At 37.8% G+C, this 17,360-nt stretch carries 18 protein-coding genes; all 18 read left to right on the forward strand.

What is annotated here, in order from left to right:
- Positions 1 to 213: 213 nt before the first annotated feature.
- The gene (gene recG, locus ACZ76X_RS13495) at positions 214 to 2,262 is read left to right on the forward strand and encodes an ATP-dependent DNA helicase RecG (RefSeq protein WP_479850677.1); all 2,049 of its coding nucleotides are present in this window, start codon (positions 214 to 216) and stop codon (positions 2,260 to 2,262) included.
- Positions 2,263 to 2,350: 88 nt separating this feature from the next.
- Entirely contained in the window at positions 2,351 to 2,944 is a 594-nt protein-coding gene (gene fapR, locus ACZ76X_RS13500) for a transcription factor FapR (protein WP_000747352.1), read from the forward strand.
- Positions 2,941 to 3,933, forward strand: a complete 993-nt coding sequence (plsX, locus tag ACZ76X_RS13505) for a phosphate acyltransferase PlsX (protein WP_479850678.1) — start codon at positions 2,941 to 2,943, stop codon at positions 3,931 to 3,933. The genes fapR and plsX overlap by 4 nt, the downstream gene beginning before the upstream one ends.
- Before the next feature lie 14 nt (positions 3,934 to 3,947).
- Entirely contained in the window at positions 3,948 to 4,892 is a 945-nt protein-coding gene (gene fabD / locus ACZ76X_RS13510; protein WP_342715501.1) for an ACP S-malonyltransferase, read from the forward strand.
- Positions 4,892 to 5,632: a 3-oxoacyl-[acyl-carrier-protein] reductase gene (gene fabG / locus ACZ76X_RS13515; RefSeq protein WP_016718306.1), complete on the forward strand. Its 741-nt coding sequence runs from the start codon at positions 4,892 to 4,894 to the stop codon at positions 5,630 to 5,632. The genes fabD and fabG overlap by 1 nt, the downstream gene beginning before the upstream one ends.
- Before the next feature lie 69 nt (positions 5,633 to 5,701).
- Positions 5,702 to 5,935: an acyl carrier protein gene (gene acpP / locus ACZ76X_RS13520; protein WP_000786062.1), complete on the forward strand. Its 234-nt coding sequence runs from the start codon at positions 5,702 to 5,704 to the stop codon at positions 5,933 to 5,935.
- Positions 5,936 to 5,993: 58 nt separating this feature from the next.
- Entirely contained in the window at positions 5,994 to 6,731 is a 738-nt protein-coding gene (gene rncS, locus ACZ76X_RS13525; protein WP_001146876.1) for a ribonuclease III, read from the forward strand.
- 147 nt (positions 6,732 to 6,878) lie between these two features.
- Complete coding sequence (gene smc / locus ACZ76X_RS13530; RefSeq protein ID WP_479850679.1) at positions 6,879 to 10,448, forward strand: chromosome segregation protein SMC; 3,570 nt, start codon at positions 6,879 to 6,881, stop codon at positions 10,446 to 10,448.
- A gap of 15 nt (positions 10,449 to 10,463) precedes the next feature.
- Positions 10,464 to 11,453, forward strand: coding sequence for a signal recognition particle-docking protein FtsY (ftsY, locus tag ACZ76X_RS13535; protein WP_479850680.1), 990 nt, complete (start codon positions 10,464 to 10,466; stop codon positions 11,451 to 11,453).
- A gap of 133 nt (positions 11,454 to 11,586) precedes the next feature.
- Complete coding sequence (locus ACZ76X_RS13540; RefSeq protein ID WP_000891062.1) at positions 11,587 to 11,919, forward strand: putative DNA-binding protein; 333 nt, start codon at positions 11,587 to 11,589, stop codon at positions 11,917 to 11,919.
- 12 nt (positions 11,920 to 11,931) lie between these two features.
- Positions 11,932 to 13,281 (forward strand): signal recognition particle protein, encoded by a 1,350-nt coding sequence (ffh, locus tag ACZ76X_RS13545; protein ID WP_479850681.1) that lies wholly within the window; start codon positions 11,932 to 11,934, stop codon positions 13,279 to 13,281.
- Between the two features lie 101 nt (positions 13,282 to 13,382).
- Positions 13,383 to 13,655 (forward strand): 30S ribosomal protein S16, encoded by a 273-nt coding sequence (rpsP, locus tag ACZ76X_RS13550; RefSeq protein WP_000268750.1) that lies wholly within the window; start codon positions 13,383 to 13,385, stop codon positions 13,653 to 13,655.
- Between the two features lie 14 nt (positions 13,656 to 13,669).
- The gene (locus ACZ76X_RS13555) at positions 13,670 to 13,897 is read left to right on the forward strand and encodes a KH domain-containing protein (protein ID WP_048530518.1); all 228 of its coding nucleotides are present in this window, start codon (positions 13,670 to 13,672) and stop codon (positions 13,895 to 13,897) included.
- Between the two features lie 121 nt (positions 13,898 to 14,018).
- Positions 14,019 to 14,534 (forward strand): ribosome maturation factor RimM, encoded by a 516-nt coding sequence (gene rimM, locus ACZ76X_RS13560; protein WP_048530513.1) that lies wholly within the window; start codon positions 14,019 to 14,021, stop codon positions 14,532 to 14,534.
- Positions 14,534 to 15,268 carry a tRNA (guanosine(37)-N1)-methyltransferase TrmD gene (trmD, locus tag ACZ76X_RS13565; protein ID WP_000686892.1) on the forward strand — a complete coding sequence of 245 codons (735 nt, stop codon included), beginning with the start codon at positions 14,534 to 14,536 and terminating at the stop codon, positions 15,266 to 15,268. The genes rimM and trmD overlap by 1 nt, the downstream gene beginning before the upstream one ends.
- A 146-nt stretch (positions 15,269 to 15,414) precedes the next feature.
- Complete coding sequence (gene rplS, locus ACZ76X_RS13570) at positions 15,415 to 15,759, forward strand: 50S ribosomal protein L19 (RefSeq protein WP_001186516.1); 345 nt, start codon at positions 15,415 to 15,417, stop codon at positions 15,757 to 15,759.
- 101 nt (positions 15,760 to 15,860) lie between these two features.
- Positions 15,861 to 16,412, forward strand: a complete 552-nt coding sequence (gene lepB / locus ACZ76X_RS13575) for a signal peptidase I (protein WP_000711857.1) — start codon at positions 15,861 to 15,863, stop codon at positions 16,410 to 16,412.
- Between the two features lie 20 nt (positions 16,413 to 16,432).
- Positions 16,433 to 17,323, forward strand: a complete 891-nt coding sequence (gene ylqF, locus ACZ76X_RS13580) for a ribosome biogenesis GTPase YlqF (protein ID WP_078419062.1) — start codon at positions 16,433 to 16,435, stop codon at positions 17,321 to 17,323.
- Positions 17,324 to 17,360 lie beyond the last annotated feature (37 nt).

Here is a 17,360-nt window from a genome sequence, read left to right on the forward strand (position 1 = left end):
GTTTTTATTCAAAAGGCTAGCATATTGTAGATAAAAAAGAGCCTTGCTGCTAATAGTGAGGCTCTTTTCTTTCGTGCTGCTTATGAGGGATTTGAGTAGTTTCTCTTAGAATGCCTATGATAGAATATATAAGGTGAAAGAGAGCGATTACAGATGTCAATCGCGTTAATGGATAATGAATGAAAGAAAATAATGTGACGGAGCGTGAGAATCTTGAATGAAGTTGTACAAGTTCCTGTTACGGATGTAAAGGGAATCGGAGGAGAAACATCTGAATTACTACACGAGATGGGAATTTATACAGTTTCTCATCTATTAGAGCATTTTCCGTACCGTTATGAAGATTATGCGATGAAAGATCTTGCTGAAGTAAAGCATGATGAACGTGTAACAGTTGAGGGGAAAGTTCATAGTGCTCCTTTACTACAATATTATGGGAAGAAAAAATCGCGTCTTACGGTTCGCGTCCTCGTCGGTCGTTATTTAATTACAGCTGTATGTTTTAATAGGCCGTACTATAAGCAGAAGTTAACTTTAGATGAAACGGTAACGATTACTGGTAAATGGGATCAGCATCGTCAAACGATTGCAGTATCAGAACTTCACTTTGGACCAGTTGTACGTCAACAAGAAGTAGAACCGGTATACTCAGTGAAAGGGAAGCTTACAGTAAAACAGATGCGCCGTTTTATTGCACAAGCGCTAAAGGAGTACGGAGATTCTATAGTCGAAGTGTTGCCTGATGGATTGCTAAGTCGATATAAATTATTGCCACGTTATGAAGCGCTTCGGGCGTTGCATTTTCCGGCAGGACAGGAAGATTTAAAGCAAGCGCGTCGCCGTTTTGTATATGAGGAGTTTTTCTTATTCCAGCTTAAAATGCAAACATTACGGAAAATGGAGAGAGAAAATTCGAAAGGGACGAAAAAAGAAATTCCTTCAGCAGCATTGCAAGAGTTTATCGATGCACTTCCGTTTCCGTTAACTGGCGCGCAACGCCGTGTTGTGGATGAAATTATGAAAGATATGACATCTCCTTATCGAATGAATCGTCTGTTGCAAGGTGATGTAGGTTCTGGTAAAACGGTGGTTGCAGCAATTGGTCTTTATGCAGCGAAATTAGCACATTATCAAGGTGCTTTAATGGTTCCTACAGAAATTTTAGCAGAACAACATTATCAATCGCTCGCAGAGACGTTCTCGCACTTTGGTATGAAAGTTGAATTATTAACAAGTTCAGTTAAAGGCGCGAGACGTCGAGAGATTTTGGCGAAATTAGAGCAAGGAGAAATAGATATCCTTGTTGGAACACATGCTTTAATTCAAGATGAAGTTATTTTTCATAGGTTAGGTCTCGTGATTACTGATGAACAACATCGATTTGGTGTAGCGCAGCGACGAGTTTTAAGGGAGAAAGGTGAAAGTCCAGACGTATTATTTATGACAGCAACACCAATTCCGCGTACGCTAGCAATTACCGCATTTGGGGAGATGGATGTTTCTATAATCGATGAGATGCCAGCTGGTAGGAAGGTAATTGAAACATACTGGGCAAAACATGATATGTTAGACCGTGTTCTAGGTTTTGTAGAGAAAGAGATAAAAAAAGGAAGACAAGCATATGTTATTTGTCCTCTTATTGAAGAATCTGAGAAACTGGATGTACAAAATGCAATCGACTTACATAGTATGTTGACTCATCATTATCAAGGGAAATGTCAAGTCGGATTAATGCATGGAAGATTATCAGCTCAGGAAAAAGAAGAGATAATGGGGCAATTTAGTGAAAATAACGTGCAAATTCTTGTATCGACAACAGTTGTTGAAGTAGGTGTGAACGTACCGAATGCGACTGTAATGGTTATTTATGACGCCGAGCGTTTCGGTTTATCGCAGCTGCATCAGCTGAGAGGGCGTGTTGGTCGTGGTAGTGAACAATCGTATTGTTTATTAATCGCAGATCCGAAATCGGAAACAGGAAAAGAGCGAATGCGTATTATGACCGAAACGAATGATGGATTTGTATTGTCAGAAAAAGATTTAGAGTTAAGAGGTCCTGGAGATTTCTTTGGAAGTAAACAAAGTGGTTTACCAGAATTCAAGGTTGCTGATATGGTACATGATTATCGAGCGTTAGAAACAGCTAGACAAGATGCGGCGTTACTAGTAGATTCAGAAGCGTTTTGGCATAATGATCAATATGCGTCGCTGCGTAAGTATCTTGACGGGACAGGTGTGTTCCAGGGAGAGAAGCTCGATTAAAGGGAGGCAACGAAAGTTTTTGTTGCATTCTACTTTTAATGATTATATACTACTGTTAGTACCTAGTCATAAAAATGGATGGTGCGGTATGAAAAAAAGAAGAAGTAAAAAAGAAAGACAAGAATTATTACAACAAACTATAGAAACGAATCCTTTTATTACGGATGAAGATTTAGCAGAAAAATTTCAGGTGAGTATACAAACCGTACGTCTTGATCGTATGGAATTATCTATTCCTGAATTAAGAGAAAGAATTAAACATGTAGCTACAAAGCAACATGAAGAAGATGTGAAATCTTTACCGTTAGAAGAGGTTGTCGGAGAAATTATCGATATAGAATTAGATAGACATGCGATTTCTATTTTTGAAGTGAAGGTAGAACACGTATTTAAAAGAAATCAAATTGCTCGTGGGCATCATTTGTTTGCACAAGCAAACTCACTAGCTGTTGCAGTTATTGATGAAGAATTAGCATTAACTGCAAAGTCTACCATTCGGTACATTCGTCCTGTAAAATTAGGAGAGCGTGTCGTTGCGAAAGCGCGCGTTGAAGATGTAGAGAATGATAAAGGACGGACGGTTGTCAAAGTGCGTAGCTTTGTTGGAGAAGAACTTGTTTTCACAGGCACTTTTGAAATGTATCGATCTAGTAATTATAGTGAGGAAGGTAACAACTTATGAAAATCGCAATAGATGCAATGGGCGGCGATCATGCTCCAAAGGCTGTCGTACTAGGAGCAATGAAAGCTATTAAGGAATATTCTGATTTACATATTACGTTAGTAGGGAAAGAAGAGGAAATTCGTCAATACTTAACGAGTGAAGAACGAATTACTATACTTCATACAGAGGAAAAAATAGAATCGACAGATGAACCAGTAAGAGCGGTTCGTCGAAAAAAACAAGCTTCAATGGTACTAGCAGCACAGCAAGTGAAAGACGGTGTAGCGGATGCTTGTATATCAGCTGGTAGCACAGGAGCTTTAATGGCGGCTGGATTGTTTGTTGTAGGTCGTATGGAAGGAATTGAGCGACCAGCTTTATCCCCTACAATGCCAACTGTTGATGGAGAAGGTTTTGTTATGTTAGATGTTGGAGCGAACGTTGATGCAAAACCAATTCATTTATATCAATATGCAGTAATGGGATCTGTATATGCTGAGAAAGTAAGAGGAATTAAAAATCCTCGCGTTGGACTTTTAAACGTTGGAACAGAAGATGGCAAAGGTAACGAGCTTTCAAAACAAGTCTTTGCAATGCTTAAGGATGCCCCAATTCATTTCGTTGGGAACGTTGAATCAAGAGATTTATTGCAAGGTGTAGCAGATGTTGTAGTATGTGATGGTTTTACAGGGAATGTAGCACTGAAATCATTAGAAGGAACAGCACTTGCATTATTCTCTATGTTAAAAGAACAGTTAATGAGTTCGTTTACGAGCAAATTAGCAGCAGCGGTATTAAAGCCAAAACTTATGGTATTAAAAGATAAAATGGATTATTCGGAGTATGGAGGAGCGGCATTATTTGGATTGAAGGCTCCTGTCATTAAGGCTCACGGTTCTTCCAATGACCAATCGATATTTAGTGCGATTCGTCAGACGAGAGAAATGGTAGCGAAAGAAGTTATTCCTACTATTTCAAGCGTAATGGAGAAAGAGCCACTCCAATAAGAGGAGGATTTGAAATGGGAAAACTAGCATTTCTTTTTCCGGGCCAAGGTTCACAGGCAGTTGGAATGGGTAAACAGTTAGCAGAGAATAATAAAGAGGTTGCAAATGTATTTGCAAAAGCAGATGAGGTATTGCAAGATTCACTTTCGGAAGTGATTTTTGAAGGGCCGCAAGACAAGCTTACGTTAACGACAAATGCGCAACCGGCCTTATTAACAACGAGTTTTGCTATTTTGACAGCTTTAAAAGAGTATGATATTACACCAGACTTTGTCGCAGGGCATAGTTTAGGTGAATATAGCGCTCTTGTAGCGGCGGGTGCAATAACTTTTGAAGACGCAGTATATGCTGTAAGGAAACGTGGGGAATATATGGAAGAAGCTGTTCCTGGCGGAGAAGGTGCAATGGCGGCTATTTTAGGTGCTGATCCACATATGCTGAAACAAGTTACAGAAGAAGTAACAAGTGAAGGATATGCAGTACAAATTGCTAATATGAATAGTACGAAGCAAATTGTGATTTCTGGAACAAAGCAAGGAGTCGAGATTGCTTCTCAAAGAGCGAAAGAAAATGGTGCAAAGAGAGCTGTTCCGCTTAAGGTAAGTGGACCGTTCCACTCTTCGCTTATGAAGCCAGCAGCGGAGAAATTCCAAAGTGTCTTAAATGAAATTACAATTCAAGATACGAATATTCCGGTTATCGCAAATGTAACAGCAGACGTTATTACAAGTGGTGCGCATATTCAAGAAAAGCTAATCGAGCAGCTCTATTCGCCTGTCTTATGGTACCCATCCATTGAATACATGGTGAGTCAAGGGGTAGATACATTTATTGAGATTGGACCTGGGAAAGTACTTGCTGGACTTATGAAGTCAATTGATTCATCAGTGAAAGCATACGCGATATATGATGAAGAGACATTACAAGATACCATTTCGAATTTGAGAGGAGAAAACTGATGTTAAAAGGGAAAGTAGCATTAGTAACGGGTGCTTCACGTGGAATCGGTCGTGCAATTGCGATTGATTTAGCGAAACAAGGTGCAAATGTTGTAGTAAATTATGCTGGTAACGAGCAAAAGGCAAATGAAGTAGTTGATGAAATAAAGAAATTAGGTTCGGATGCAATTGCAGTAAGAGCAGATGTTGCAAATGCTGAAGACGTTACAACTATGGTGAAACAAACTGTAGATGCATTTGGACAAGTTGATATTCTTGTGAATAATGCAGGTGTAACAAAAGATAATTTATTAATGCGTATGAAAGAAGAAGAATGGGATACAGTTATTAATACAAACCTAAAAGGTGTATTCTTATGTACAAAGGCAGTATCTCGATATATGATGCGTCAACGTCATGGACGTATTGTAAATATTGCTTCTGTTGTCGGAGTAACGGGAAACCCAGGACAAGCAAACTATGTTGCTGCTAAAGCGGGTGTAATTGGATTAACAAAAACATCAGCAAAAGAGTTAGCGAGCCGTAATATTACTGTAAATGCAATTGCTCCTGGATTTATTGCGACAGATATGACAGACGTATTAGATGAAAATATAAAAGCTGAAATGTTAAAATTAATTCCTGCAGCTCAGTTTGGTGAGGCGCAAGATATCGCAAATGCTGTAACATTTTTTGCTTCTGATCAAAGCAAATATATTACAGGTCAAACGTTAAATGTTGATGGCGGTATGGTAATGTAATAAAAGAATCGATTTCAGCTAGTTTTTTTGGACAATATTTAATATAATATTTGAGGGGAGGTGAATGGAATGGCAGATGTTTTAGAGCGTGTAACAAAAATCATCGTTGATCGTTTAGGAGTAGAAGAAACAGAAGTAGTACCAGCTGCAAGCTTCAAGGAAGATTTAGGAGCAGACTCCCTAGATGTAGTAGAACTTGTAATGCAATTAGAAGACGAATTCGAAATGGAAATTTCTGATGAAGATGCTGAAAAGATTGCTACTGTTGGCGATGCTGTGACTTACATAGAGAGTCATCTATAATGCTTGAATGAAGTCCCGTTTTTTAGCGGGGCTTCTCGGCTTATATCTGGAGGGACCTATGCCGTACCGTAAATATAGAGAAAAAAAATACGAAACAAAATATCGTGAAGCGTTTAAAGTATTTCAAGAAAAGATAGGTATTACGTTTACAGATGAAAAATTATTGATTCAAGCATTTACGCATTCATCGTATGTGAATGAGCATCGAAAAAAACCGCATGAAGACAATGAGCGTCTCGAATTCCTTGGAGATGCAGTATTGGAACTTACTGTATCGCAGTATCTGTTTCAAAAATATCCGACAATGAGCGAAGGGGAGTTAACAAAACTACGTGCAGCTATTGTATGTGAACCATCTCTTGTTCGTTTTGCAAACGAGTTGTCATTTGGTAGCCTTGTTTTATTAGGAAAAGGTGAGGAAATGACAGGCGGACGTGAACGACCAGCTTTATTAGCGGATGTCTTTGAAGCGTTTATTGGTGCCCTTTATCTTGATCAAGGGCTAGAAACAGTATGGGGCTTCTTAAAAGAAATTGTATACCCTAAAATTAATGAAGGTGCTTTTTCTCATGTGATGGATTATAAGAGTCAATTACAAGAGTTGATTCAGCGTGATGGTAGTGGCAATATTGAGTATCAAATTTTGCAAGAAAAAGGACCGGCTCACAATCGAGAATTTGTGTCACGTGTTACGTTAAATAACGTGGCTTTAGGTCTTGGTAGTGGCAAGTCGAAAAAAGAAGCAGAGCAACAAGCTGCTGCAGAAGCGTTGAAAAAGTTAAAAGAACAACTATAAGGAATCCCCCTTTGAATGAGGGGGATTCCTTGTGCATAGAATGAAACTTTCCTTTCGTTTGTAAATGTAAGGAAATGAAATCCGTATAATCGTTTGTTTTTGTATAAACAACATTTATAGCAACGGAGAATAGGAGGAAGGCCTTTCGTGTTTTTAAAAAGATTAGAAATAGCAGGATTTAAGTCTTTTGCTGAGCGTGTATCTGTTGATTTCGTCCCAGGTGTAACGTCTGTAGTAGGACCTAATGGAAGTGGGAAAAGTAATATTACTGATGCTATTCGCTGGGTACTTGGTGAACAATCGGCAAAATCATTACGTGGTGCAAAGATGGAAGATATTATTTTTGCAGGCAGTGATACGAGAAGAGCAGTTAATGTTGCTGAAGTAACGATAACTTTAAATAATGAGGATCAACGTTTACCGATTGAATATAATGAGGTGTGTGTAACGCGTCGTGTATCTCGTTCTGGTGATAGTGATTTTTATATTAATAAACAATCATGTAGATTGAAAGATATTATCGACTTATTTATGGACTCTGGTATGGGAAGAGAAGCCTTTTCGATTATTAGCCAGGGGAAAGTTGAAGAGATTTTAAGTAGTAAATCAGAAGAACGTCGTGGTGTATTTGAAGAAGCAGCGGGAGTGCTGAAATACAAACTTCGTAAAAAGAAAGCTGAAGGGAAATTAGCAGATACACAAGAAAACTTAAATCGTGTACAAGATATAATTCACGAATTAAGTAGTCAAGTAGAACCTTTAGAAAGACAAGCTTCTATTGCGAAAGATTATCTTGAGAAAAAAGAAGAATTAGAGAAAGTAGAAGCGGCGCTTATTGTACATGAAATTGAAGAATTACATGAGAAATGGGAAGCGCTTCGAAATCAGTTTGGGCATAATAAAAACGAAGAAGCGAAAATGTCAACGCATTTACAAAAAGGTGAAGAAGAGCTAGAGGAGTTACGAGGTCAATTACAAGCAGTAGATGAGTCTGTAGATTCCTTGCAAGAAGTACTTCTTCTTTCTAGTAAAGAACTAGAAAAGTTAGAAGGGCAACGTGAGCTATTAAAAGAGAGAAAGCAAAATGCAACGACGCATTGTGCGCAACTTGAACAGTTAATTGTTGAATTAACAGCGAAAGCTACAAGTTATGATGGTGAAATAGAATCAAGTACAGAAGTATTGATGCAATTTGTAAATCAAGTAAAAGAGTTGGAGACGAAATTGCATGATAATGAGCAATTACTTGCAACGTTTGCTGACAATTTAGAGGAACAGATTGAGAATTTAAAAGGTGACTATATTGAACTTTTAAATCAACAAGCTAGTCATCGTAATGAATTATCTATGATTGAAGAACAATCTAAACAACAAAACTCTAAAAATGAACGCCTTGATGAAGAAAATGCGAAATATGTAGAAATGCGTATGGAAATTACATCGAAAAAGACGAAACTTGTGGAAAGTTATGAACAAGTGAAAGAAAAAGTAGCTGGAATCCTTTTGAATATACAAAAGACAGAAGCGGCACTTGGGAAATGCAAGGCGCAGTATAGTGAAAATGAAACAAAACTGTATCAAGCGTATCAATTTGTACAACAGGCACGTTCTCGAAAAGAAATGCTAGAAGAGATGCAAGAAGATTACTCTGGTTTCTATCAAGGGGTACGTGAAGTATTAAAAGCTAGAGAAAATAGGTTGCAAGGTATCGAAGGTGCTGTTGCAGAACTGCTAACGGTACCGAAAGAATATGAAGTTGCAATGGAAATTGCTCTAGGTGCAGCAATGCAGCATATTGTCGTACAAAAAGAAGAGCATGCTCGTAATGCTATTGCATTTTTAAAACAAAATAAACATGGACGAGCAACGTTTTTACCACAAGCTGTTATTAAAGGTAGATCATTATCGTTTGAGCAATTACGTATTGTAAATCAGCACCCATCGTTTTTAGGTGTGGCGGCAGAACTTGTGCAATATAACAATAAATATGAAAATGTAGTTTCGAATTTGTTAGGTACTGTTATTGTTGCAAAAGATTTACGCGGAGCGAATGAGTTGGCGAAACAACTACAATACCGTTATCGCATTGTAACAATCGAAGGTGATGTAGTGAACCCTGGCGGTTCTATGACAGGTGGAGCGGTAAAACAGGCGAAATCTTCTTTATTAGGACGTCAACGTGAGCTAGAAGAGTGGACGAACAAGTTAACTGATATGGAAGAAAAAACGACGAAGTTAGAAAACTTTGTTAAAGCAGTAAAGCAAGAAATTCAAGAAAAAGAAGTACAAATACGCGAACTGAGACAAAGCGTAGAGGTAGAGCGTGTAGAAGAACAGAAATTAAGAGAAGAAATTAGTCGCTTAGAATTAGAAGAACATCGTATTAATGATCGTTTATCAATTTATGATTTAGAGATTGAAGGGTTCTTACAAGATCAAGTGAAAATGCAAGGGCGTAAAGAAGAGCTAGAAAAGATTTTAGCGACCCTTCAAGTGGAGATTACGGAATTAGATAGTAACATTGCAGCTTTAACAAAACAAAAAAGTGAGCAGCATTCTTCGAAAGAAAAAGTTCAAAAAGAAATGACAGAGTTAAAAGTGTTAGCAGCTGAAAAGCAACAACGCTTATCTAACCAAAAAGAAAAAGTTGAACGATTGACGAAGGAAAAAGAAGAAACAGATGCAACGCTTGTTAAAACGAAAGAGGACTTAGCATTCTTAAAACAAGAAATGACATCGAATTCAAGTGGTGAAGAGCAAATTACGAATATGATTGAGAAGAAAGCATACGATCGTAATCAAACTTCAGAGTTAATTCGCTCTCGTCGTGAACAACGTGTATCGTTACAAGAGAGAGTAGAACAGTTAGAGCGTAATCTGAAAGAGACCACAGGTAAACATAAATACATTCTTGAGATGTTGAAAGATCAGGAGGTGAAAATTAACCGACTTGATGTAGAGTTAGAAAATAGATTACAACATTTACGTGAAACATATACAATTTCATTTGAAGCGGCAAAACTGAAGTATACAATGGTGATGCCTGCCGAGGATGCACGTAAAAAGGTGAAATTAATTAAATTATCTATTGAAGAGCTAGGTACAGTAAACTTAGGAGCAATTGATGAATATGAGCGTGTAGCAGAGCGTCATACATTCTTACTAGAACAAAAAGATGATCTAGAAGAAGCAAAAGCAACATTGCATCAACTTATTACTGAAATGGATGAAGAAATGAAAAAACGTTTTTCTACTACGTTTGAAGGAATTCGAATGGAGTTTCAATCGGTCTTCTCTGAATTGTTCGGAGGCGGTAGAGCGGATTTAGTCATGACGAATCCAGAGGATTTATTAAATACAGGTATTGATATTGTAGCGCAACCGCCAGGGAAGAAACTGCAAAACTTAGGTTTACTTTCAGGTGGAGAGCGTGCTTTAACAGCAATTGCGCTGTTATTTGGTATTTTAAAAGTGCGCCCAGTGCCATTCTGTGTACTAGATGAGGTAGAGGCTGCTCTTGATGAGGCGAACGTTGCCCGTTTTGCCCAGTATTTAAAGAAATTTAGTGATGAGACACAGTTTATTGTAATTACACATAGAAAAGGTACAATGGAAGAATCTGACGTATTGTACGGTGTAACAATGCAAGAGTCAGGGGTATCTAAACTTGTCTCGGTTCGTTTAGATGATGGAGAAGAACTAGTTGCAAGCAAATAGGAAGGATGGGTCAGTATGAGCTTTTTTAAAAAACTAAAAGAAAAAATTTCGAAACAAACAGATACGGTAACAGAGAAGTTTAAACAAGGATTAGAAAAAACAAGAAATTCATTTGCGGATAAAGTGAATGATCTAGTCTTTCGTTACCGTAAAGTGGATGAAGATTTCTTCGAAGAATTAGAAGAAATTTTAATCGGTGCAGACGTTGGGGTTTCAACGGTGATGGAATTAATTGATCAATTGAAAGAAGAAGTGCAACGCCGTAATATTCAAGATCCAAAAGAAGTACAAGCTGTTATTTCGGAAAAACTAATAGAAATTTATAAAGGCGACAGCGATTTTACTAATAAAGTTAATATGCAAAAAGATGGCTTGACAGTTGTTTTATTTGTTGGTGTTAATGGTGTAGGTAAAACGACAACAATTGGTAAGATGGCTCATAAGTTTAAATCAGAAGGTAAGTCTGTCTTATTGGCGGCAGGAGATACATTCCGCGCTGGGGCGATTGAACAATTGGAAGTATGGGGCGATCGCGTTGGTGTAGAAGTGATTAAACAAGGATCAGGGTCTGATCCGGCAGCGGTTATGTATGACGCTGTACAAGCTGCGAAAGCACGTAACGTAGACGTATTACTATGCGATACAGCAGGACGTTTACAAAATAAAGTGAACTTAATGAAGGAGCTAGAGAAAGTAAAGCGTGTAATTGAACGTGAAGTACCAGGAGCTCCTCATGAAGTATTACTTGTTATTGATGCTACAACAGGACAAAATGGTTTGAGTCAAGCGAAAACATTCCGTGAAGCAACGAATGTTACGGGTATTGTTTTAACGAAGTTAGATGGGACTGCTAAAGGTGGTATTGTATTAGCGATCCGTAACGAAATGGATGTACCGGTGAAATTTGTTGGATTAGGAGAGCAAATGGATGATCTACAACAGTTCGATCCGGAACAATATGTATATGGTTTATTTGCGAACTTGGTAGAAACAGAAGAAGTATAAGTGAAAGAAGCGGTATTTTCCGCTTCTTTTTCTATAAAAACATGTGATGTTAAGAAAAAAACTTGACACTCTTTTGTACTCCATGTAAACTAATTCATGTAAAGGGAAATCACTTAACAAAGGATGATCCAACATGCTCGAAAAAACAACGAGAATGAACTATTTATTTGATTTTTATCAATCGTTGTTAACGCAAAAACAAAGAAGTTATATGTCGCTTTATTATCTAGATGATTTATCTCTTGGTGAAATTGCGGAAGAATTTGATGTAAGTCGCCAAGCCGTGTATGATAACATTAAACGGACTGAAGCGATGCTTGAAGAATATGAAGAAAAATTAGTATTACTTCAAAAGTTTCAAGAGCGACAGCGACTTGTTGCAAAGCTAAAACAGCTAATCAGCGAAGAAGAGCATGTGAATGAAGAAATGAAACAAGTTGTTGAAGCTATCGAAAAATTAGATTAGGAGGGCGGCAATATGGCATTTGAAGGATTAGCCGACCGACTTCAACAGACAATGCAAAAAATCCGCGGCAAAGGAAAAGTTTCTGAAGCCGATGTGAAAGAAATGATGAGAGAAGTTCGTCTAGCTCTTTTAGAAGCGGACGTTAACTTTAAAGTAGTAAAAGATTTTGTAAAGCGTGTGTCTGAACGTGCTGTCGGACAAGATGTAATGAAAAGTTTGACACCTGGACAACAAGTAATTAAAGTTGTACAGGAAGAACTTACAGAACTTATGGGCGGAGAGCAAAGCAAAATTGCTGTTGCTAATAAGCCACCGACTGTTATTATGATGGTTGGTCTGCAAGGTGCAGGTAAAACAACGACGACAGGTAAGCTTGCGAATTTGCTTCGTAAAAAGCATAATCGTAAACCTATGCTTGTTGCGGCGGATATTTACCGTCCTGCAGCGATTAAACAGCTTGAAACATTAGGGAAGCAATTGGACATGCCTGTATTCTCTTTAGGAGATCAAGTAAGTCCTGTTGAAATTGCGAAACAAGCGATTGCAAAAGCAAAAGAAGATCATCACGATTATGTTTTAATTGATACAGCAGGTCGCCTGCATATTGATGAAGAACTAATGGATGAATTAGCGAAAGTGAAAGAAGTTGCGAAACCGGATGAAATTTTCCTTGTTGTCGATGCGATGACAGGACAAGACGCGGTTAATGTTGCACAAAGTTTCCATGAACAGTTAGGTTTAACTGGGGTTGTATTAACAAAACTAGATGGTGATACGCGCGGTGGTGCGGCATTATCTATTAAAGCTGTTACAAATACACCAATTAAATTTGCTGGTATGGGTGAAAAACTAGATGCACTTGAAGCGTTCCATCCAGAACGTATGGCATCCCGTATTTTAGGGATGGGAGACGTCTTAACGTTAATTGAAAAAGCGCAAGCTACAGTTGATGAAGAGAAAGCAAAAGAACTTGAGCAAAAAATGCGTACACTTTCGTTTACGCTTGACGATTTCCTAGAACAACTTGGACAAGTGCGTCAACTTGGACCGCTTGATGAATTGTTAGGAATGCTTCCTGGTGCAAATAAAATTAAAGGGCTGAAAAATGCACAAGTTGATGAAAAACAAATTGGGCATATAGAGGCAATAATTCGTTCTATGACTAAATTAGAGCGAGAACAACCGGAAATAATCAATGCTAGTCGCAAAAAGCGCATTGCCAAAGGTAGCGGTGCAACGGTACAAGAAATCAATCGTTTAATCAAGCAATTTGATGATATGAAAAAGATGATGAAAACGATGACCGGAATGCAAAAAGGTAAGAAAAAAGGACTAGGTGGATTGAAGTTTCCATTCATGTAAGGAAAAAAAGATGGCTCTGTTAAGAAAAAATACTTTACAAAGCAATAGTCTTTTTGCTAATATAATTATCTGTGTGAAATAAATTCGGAGGTGCTTTATAAATGGCAGTTAAAATTCGTTTAAAACGTATGGGAGCTAAAAAAACTCCTTTCTATCGTGTAGTTGTTGCAGATTCTCGTTCTCCTCGTGACGGACGTTTCATTGAGGAAATCGGTACTTACAATCCGGTTGCTCAACCAGCTGAAGTTAAGATCAACGAAGAAGCAGCATTAAAATGGTTAGGAAATGGTGCTAAACCATCTGATACAGTTCGTAACTTATTCTCTAACCAAGGTATCATGGAGAAATTCCACTTATCTAAACAAGGTAAGTAATTGAGGCAATGACTATGAAGAAGTTAGTCGAGACGATTGTCAAGCCTCTTGTCGATTATCCTGAAGATGTAAAAGTTACACAGGAACTTTACAACGGAGAGATAAAGTATCGATTAACTGTACATCCTGAGGATGTTGGAAAAGTCATTGGAAAGCAAGGCAAAGTTGCGAAAGCAATTCGAATGCTCTTGTATTCAGTGGGACATCATAATGATGAAAAAGTAACACTGGAAATTCAATAAACGTAAAAAGGGCGAGGAGTTATTTCCTCTCCCTTTTTTAACATTTAAAGAGAAGTTGCATGTTCCATATGTGAAATGGGGATGCTTAATTTATATAGAAACCAGGGGTGAAATACTATTTATGACAAAATGGTTTAATGTAGGGAAAATTGTAAATACTCATGGCGTAAGAGGAGAAATTCGTGTAGTTTCTCGTACTGATTTTCCAGAAGAGCGATATAAAGTAGGAAATACATTATACATATCGAATGAAAAAGGTGGAGAGCCTTTCCCAGTAAAGATTACTTCTCATCGTCAACATAAAACATTTGATTTATTGACATTTGAAGGATATGGGAATGTAAATGAAGTAGAACAGTTTAAAGGATCTCTTTTAAAAGTGCCTGAAGATCAATTAGGCGAACTAGCTGAAGGTGAATACTACTATCATGAAATTATTGGTTGCAACGTTGTAACGGAAGAAGGAGAAGCGTTAGGGACAATAAAAGAAATTTTATCTCCCGGTGCAAATGATGTTTGGGTTATTAAACGTCCAAAAGGTCAAGATCTGTTAATTCCTTATATTGATGATGTTGTACTTCAAGTTAACATTGAGAATAAATTAGTAACCATTCATGTAATGGAAGGGCTGCTATAATGAAAATTGACATTTTAACATTGTTTCCAGATATGTTTACAGGTGTGTTTGGATCTTCAATTTTAAAGAAAGCACAAGAAAAAGAAGCGGTAGAGCTTCGTGTGGTCAATTTCCGCGATTATACAACGAGTAAGCATAATAGCGTAGATGATTATCCGTATGGTGGTGGTGCTGGGATGGTATTAACCCCTCAGCCTATTTTTGATGCTGTAGAAGATTTAACGAAAGAGACGGAGCGTAAGCCGAGAGTTGTCTTAATGTGTCCGCAGGGTGAAAGATTTACTCAAAAGAAAGCGGAAGAGCTTGCAGAAGAAGAACATTTAATCTTTGTATGTGGACATTATGAAGGATATGACGAGAGAATTCGTGAACATCTCGTGACAGATGAGATTTCTATTGGTGACTACGTATTAACGGGTGGAGAGTTAGCCTCTATGGTTATAACTGATAGTGTCGTACGTCTCTTGCCAGGAGTACTAGGAAATCATGCTTCACAAGTCGAGGATTCGTTTAGTACAGGTTTATTAGAGCATCCTCATTATACACGTCCAGCTGATTTTCGTGGTATGAAAGTGCCCGATGTATTAATGTCAGGAAATCATAAAAATATTGATGAGTGGCGACATAAAGAATCGTTGCGTCGTACGTACACGCGTAGACCGGATTTACTAGAAGAACGAGAATTGTCTAAGCAAGAAAAGAAGTGGCTAGAACAGATTAAAGAAGGCAAATAAGGGCTTGATATATTTTCTATTGCAACAGTTCTAGCAATATGCTATTATAACACTTGTGCTGCTGAAATCAGTAGCCGTATTAACGATGTTCCGCTGTAATTTATTTAGACTTTATAAGAGCATCTGTTTAAAGGAGAGAATTTAATATGCAACAATTAATCGCAGAAATTACAAAAGGCCAATTAAAAACTGACCTTCCTTCATTCCGTCCTGGAGACACTTTACGTGTACACGTAAAAGTAGTTGAGGGAACTCGTGAAAGAATTCAGCTTTTCGAAGGTGTTGTAATTAAACGTCGTGGTGGCGGAATCAGTGAAACATTCACAGTTCGTAAGATTTCTTACGGTGTAGGTGTAGAGCGTACATTCCCAGTTCACACGCCAAGAATCGCGAAAATCGAAGTACTTCGCCGTGGTAAAGTACGTCGTGCTAAGTTATACTACTTACGTAACCTTCGCGGTAAAAAAGCACGTATTAAAGAAATTCGATAAGACATGTATGGGAGCTTGTAAATGCACAAGCTCCCTTTTTCCAATCTATATAAAATTTTGATATAATACGAGCAGCTTACATAATCGTGGAGGGGAAAAGCATGAAGAAAGAAAAGAGTTCACTTTGGGAATGGATCAAAGCAATTTTGATCGCTGTTGTATTAGCGGGTGTTATTAGACAGTTTTTCTTTGCGCCAATTCTCGTAGATGGAGTATCGATGGCGTCTACTTTACATGATCGCGATCGAATGATTGTTAATAAAATTGGTTATCACATAGGAGATCCGAAACGATTTGATATTATTGTATTCCGAGCAACGGAAGATAAAGATTATATTAAGCGTATTATCGGCCTACCAGGCGATGAAATAGAGTATCGTAATGATAAACTATATGTTAACGGAAAGGCTTATGAGGAGCCGTATTTAGACAAGCAGAAAAAACAAATTGCTGACGGACCGCTTACATATGATTTTACTCTTGAAGAAATGACAGGGAAGAAAACTGTCCCGGAAGGTCAATTATTTGTTTTAGGCGATAATCGTCGTTTTAGTAAAGATAGCCGTTCGATTGGTACAATTTCAATGGACCAAGTAATCGGAAAAGCAAATATACTGTATTGGCCGTTAAAAGATGCACGTATTGTGAAATAAAAGAAAAAGAAGGTGGCAACATGGTAATTCAATGGTTCCCGGGTCATATGGCAAAGGCTAGACGCCAAGTAACAGAAAAATTAAAGTTAATTGATGTTGTAATTGAGCTTGTAGATGCTCGATTACCTTTATCTTCTCGAAATCCGATGATTGATGAGATTATTACACATAAACCGAGGCTTGTTGTTTTAAATAAAGCAGATATGGCGGATGATCGTTTAACAAAACAGTGGATCGCATATTTTAAAGAAAAAGGCCATATGGCAATTTCAATTAACGCACAAGCTGGACAAGGTATGAAGGAAATTGCAGCGGCTTGTAAAGTGTTAGTGAAAGAAAAATTTGATAAAATGGTTGCAAAAGGTATTAGACCGAGAGCGATTCGTGCATTAATTGTAGGTATACCGAATGTTGGTAAATCTACGTTAATCAATAAGTTAGCAAAGAAAAATATTGCTAAAACAGGAGATCGTCCTGGTGTGACAACAGCTCAGCAATGGATTAAAGTTGGGAAAGAAATGGAGCTGTTAGATACACCTGGTATTTTATGGCCTAAATTTGAAGACGAATTAGTTGGTTTACGACTAGCTACGACTGGTGCAATTAAAGACTCTATTTTAAATCTACAAGATGTAGCTGTTTATGCGTTACGTTTTATGGAGAAACATTATCCAGAACGATTAAAAGAGCGCTATAGTTTAAATGACATTCCAGAAGATATCGTGGAGTTATTTGATGCGATTGGGAAAAACCGAGGCTGTTTAATGGGCGGCGGAATGATTGATTATGATAAAACATCTGAACTTGTACTTCGTGAGCTTCGTGGTGGCAAACTTGGAAAAATGACATTTGAAACACCAGAAGAGTTTGCAGAACAAACAGAAGATGTAGAAAAAGTAGAAGAAGTATAAGACGTGCATTTGTACGTCTTTTCTTTTTTGTATATAA

It is taken from the genome of Bacillus sp. BC05(2025) (assembly GCF_056725905.1).

Excerpts from the sequence above, each read along its gene's own strand:
- ftsY (WP_479850680.1), top strand. The coding sequence starts at position 10,464 with ATGAGCTTTTTTAAAAAACTAAAAGAAAAAATTTCGAAACAAACAGAT.
- acpP (WP_000786062.1), top strand. The coding sequence starts at position 5,702 with ATGGCAGATGTTTTAGAGCGTGTAACAAAAATCATCGTTGATCGTTTA.
- fapR (WP_000747352.1), top strand. The coding sequence starts at position 2,351 with ATGAAAAAAAGAAGAAGTAAAAAAGAAAGACAAGAATTATTACAACAA.
- fabD (WP_342715501.1), top strand. The coding sequence starts at position 3,948 with ATGGGAAAACTAGCATTTCTTTTTCCGGGCCAAGGTTCACAGGCAGTT.
- rncS (WP_001146876.1), top strand. The coding sequence starts at position 5,994 with ATGCCGTACCGTAAATATAGAGAAAAAAAATACGAAACAAAATATCGT.
- rpsP (WP_000268750.1), top strand. The coding sequence starts at position 13,383 with ATGGCAGTTAAAATTCGTTTAAAACGTATGGGAGCTAAAAAAACTCCT.
- rplS (WP_001186516.1), top strand. The coding sequence starts at position 15,415 with ATGCAACAATTAATCGCAGAAATTACAAAAGGCCAATTAAAAACTGAC.
- ffh (WP_479850681.1), top strand. The coding sequence starts at position 11,932 with ATGGCATTTGAAGGATTAGCCGACCGACTTCAACAGACAATGCAAAAA.
- ACZ76X_RS13540 (WP_000891062.1), top strand. The coding sequence starts at position 11,587 with ATGCTCGAAAAAACAACGAGAATGAACTATTTATTTGATTTTTATCAA.
- ACZ76X_RS13555 (WP_048530518.1), top strand. The coding sequence starts at position 13,670 with ATGAAGAAGTTAGTCGAGACGATTGTCAAGCCTCTTGTCGATTATCCT.
- trmD (WP_000686892.1), top strand. The coding sequence starts at position 14,534 with ATGAAAATTGACATTTTAACATTGTTTCCAGATATGTTTACAGGTGTG.
- fabG (WP_016718306.1), top strand. The coding sequence starts at position 4,892 with ATGTTAAAAGGGAAAGTAGCATTAGTAACGGGTGCTTCACGTGGAATC.
- rimM (WP_048530513.1), top strand. The coding sequence starts at position 14,019 with ATGACAAAATGGTTTAATGTAGGGAAAATTGTAAATACTCATGGCGTA.
- plsX (WP_479850678.1), top strand. The coding sequence starts at position 2,941 with ATGAAAATCGCAATAGATGCAATGGGCGGCGATCATGCTCCAAAGGCT.
- ylqF (WP_078419062.1), top strand. The coding sequence starts at position 16,433 with ATGGTAATTCAATGGTTCCCGGGTCATATGGCAAAGGCTAGACGCCAA.
- lepB (WP_000711857.1), top strand. The coding sequence starts at position 15,861 with ATGAAGAAAGAAAAGAGTTCACTTTGGGAATGGATCAAAGCAATTTTG.